We start from the raw sequence: 2,558 nt of genomic DNA, 5'->3' as shown, positions 1-2,558 counted from the left end.
TCCGTACGAACTGCGCCGCGTGGCATTTCTGTTCGTTCTGGCGCTGGGCGGCGGCATTCCGATCATCGTTTTCGATTTGCCATTAACGATACGACTGCTCATCGCGTTTGCATTTCCCGTTTGCCTGAAATTCTTTGGCTTTTTCAGGAAAGATGAGCTCGTAAGTATCCGGCAAATTTTCAACCGTCGGGTGCTCAAAGCATGAATCAAGTTTCGCCATTCAGAAGTTTCTTCAAAGAGTCGGCAATTTACCTTTTTGGGCTTGTGCTTAGCCGGTCGATCAGCTTCCTGCTTCTTCCAATTTACACGAACGTTTTTGATCAGACACAAAATGGAATAATCACGCTGGCTTATGCCTTTTTAGGCTTTATGATTGTTATTTTGCCTTACGGAACGGACGCCGCGTTGCTGAATTTTTATATTCGTGACAAGTCCGAGCGACAGAGCGTGTTCACTAATGCCTATCTGATGGTTTTCTTCTCAAACGTTCTTTTACTGATGCTTCTTTATTTATTTAAAACATCCCTGACGCCGTTTGTTATAGGCGCCGATGCCGTGCGATATTTTGTTTATTGTCTTGCGATTTTGATGCTGGATTCGCTCAACGCCTTGACGATGATCGTCCTGCGCGCGGAAAACAAACCATTTTCCTACACGGCTATCAATTTTCTAAACGTAACCCTGATGATGGGTTTGAACATTTTCTTCGTGGTTAATCTCAAATTCGGGCTTGACGGCATTTTTATTTCAAATATCATTTCTTCAATGATTATCTGGTTGGCGCTATTGCCTGTGGTCGCCAGCCGCTTCCGGTTTCAGGCTGTCGATTCACACCGTATGCGACAGTTATTTCGGTTTGCTATTCCGTTTTTACCATCTGGAATTTTCGCGATGATACTGGAACTCGCGGACCGTTGGATACTGAAATTGTACACGGACGTTCAAACCGTCGGAATTTACGGCGTCGGCTATAAACTCGGCGCCATCATGTTAGTGCTGACACTTGGAATCAACACTGGATGGCAACCGTTTTTCCTGCAACACGAAAAGGACAGAGACGCCAAACCGATATTTGCTAAAATTTCTCTCTTTGTATTCGCCGGACTGGCGGTTTGTTGGCTGTTTTTCAGCATTTGGATTCCGCCGCTCGTACGGTTATCTGTCAATGGCAACTTTCTGATCGGCAAGGAATTCTGGTCAGGAATCCATATCACGCCGGTCATTCTGCTGGCGTATCTGTTTCAGGCGCTTTATCTATTGCAATTACCGAGTATTTTTATTTTGGAGAAAACCAAATGGGCGCCGGTTTTCCGCGGATTAGGTGCGGCGGCCAATATAATTTTGAATATCATTCTCATCCCGAAATTCGGCATGGTTGGCGCGGCAGTCGCGACAGCCCTGGCTTATTTTGCAATGGCCGTGGCGATCTGGTTTTTCAATCGTAAATACTACCCGATCGTCTATGATTGGCAGAAACTCGGCGCTATTATCGGATTGACGGCCGTGGCATATTTTTACGCTGTTCGGGGCAATATAATCATTTACCGGGTATTAGCAACCATCGTCACAATAGTCGGGGTCGGCGGCATTCTGTTTTGGCCTTTGAAACGAATTAAAACGGAGTTACCGAAGGCAGGTCGCTGAAACCGGCAGGAATCGTCATTTCGTCGTAGGTTTTTCGTTAATAATCTGTAAATAAAGATTCCGGATGGCCTGCCAGTAGCCGTGGTCGCCGAATTTTTCTATAGCAATTTGCCGAATGCATTGCGGATCAAATTGCCCGTATTCAACGATCATCCGGTGCATGGCAGATGCCAGCGCAGCGATGTCATTGACCGGCACCAGAAAGCCGGTTTCTGGAGTAACGATGTCTTCCGGGCCGCCACACTGCGTTGCAATGACTGGTAAGCCGGTCGCTATGGCCTCGATCAGAACAACGCCGAATGTCTCAACCTCACTACTTAAAACCAGCGCATGCGCGGACTGCATGGCCGCGGCGGTTTCGGGTTTTGACCGGTAGCCGACGAGTATGACTGTGGATTGCAGGTTTAAATCTGAAATCAACCGCTCAATTCTTTGCCGTTCCGGACCATCGCCGACTAGGATAAGCCGTGTGTCTGGATAGGATTTTAAGACGGATGCAAATGCCCGGAGCAAGAGATCGAGCCGTTTTTCCGGGCGGAAGAGCGCAACCGCCAGGAAGACGAATGACTTTACTATCGGCTTTTGATCCGGAGCGATTGTAAATGCGGTAATGTCAACCGGATTGGGAACAATCACCGTTTTGGCCGTAAATTCCGGAAACTGATGCATAATAGATTCGCACAAACGGGTGCTGGTTGCCACGATCCGATCGGCGTGCCGGTAAGCCGCGCGGATGCAATTTTTCTGGAAGAATATAAACGCTCCCGGAGTCAGAAATTCTTTCAAATGTTCGACCACAATCAGCGGAATATTTCTATCCATCAGCCATTGACCCAGTGCCGCGCCGGCAAAAAGCGAAGAGTGTGCGATGACGACATCCGGTCGGCCGCGATCAGCGACTGCTTTTTCAAATA

General features: G+C 47.8%; 3 protein-coding genes. 2 read left to right on the top strand and 1 reads right to left on the bottom strand.

The window, feature by feature from the left end:
• Both COT43_09645 and COT43_09640 read left to right on the top strand, forming a co-directional pair.
• On the top strand, positions 1 to 205 hold a 205-nt coding region (locus COT43_09645; GenBank protein PIS27610.1), incomplete at its 5' end, for a hypothetical protein.
• Positions 202 to 1,644: a hypothetical protein gene (locus tag COT43_09640; GenBank protein PIS27609.1), complete on the top strand. Its 1,443-nt coding sequence runs from the start codon at positions 202 to 204 to the stop codon at positions 1,642 to 1,644. The genes COT43_09645 and COT43_09640, both read left to right, overlap by 4 nt.
• Before the next feature lie 15 nt (positions 1,645 to 1,659).
• Here COT43_09640 and COT43_09635 read toward each other — a convergent pair.
• Positions 1,660 to 2,558: hypothetical protein (locus COT43_09635; GenBank protein PIS27608.1), on the bottom strand; the 899-nt coding region annotated here is incomplete at its 5' end.

Source organism: Candidatus Marinimicrobia bacterium CG08_land_8_20_14_0_20_45_22, from assembly GCA_002774355.1.
In the GTDB taxonomy this organism is placed as follows: domain Bacteria; phylum Fidelibacterota; class UBA2242; order UBA2242; family UBA2242; genus 0-14-0-20-45-22.
The sequence above is the reverse complement of the archived record's forward strand: the minus strand, read 5'-3'. Positions and strand labels throughout refer to the sequence as shown.

Excerpts from the sequence above, each read along its gene's own strand:
- COT43_09640 (PIS27609.1), top strand. The coding sequence starts at position 202 with ATGAATCAAGTTTCGCCATTCAGAAGTTTCTTCAAAGAGTCGGCAATT.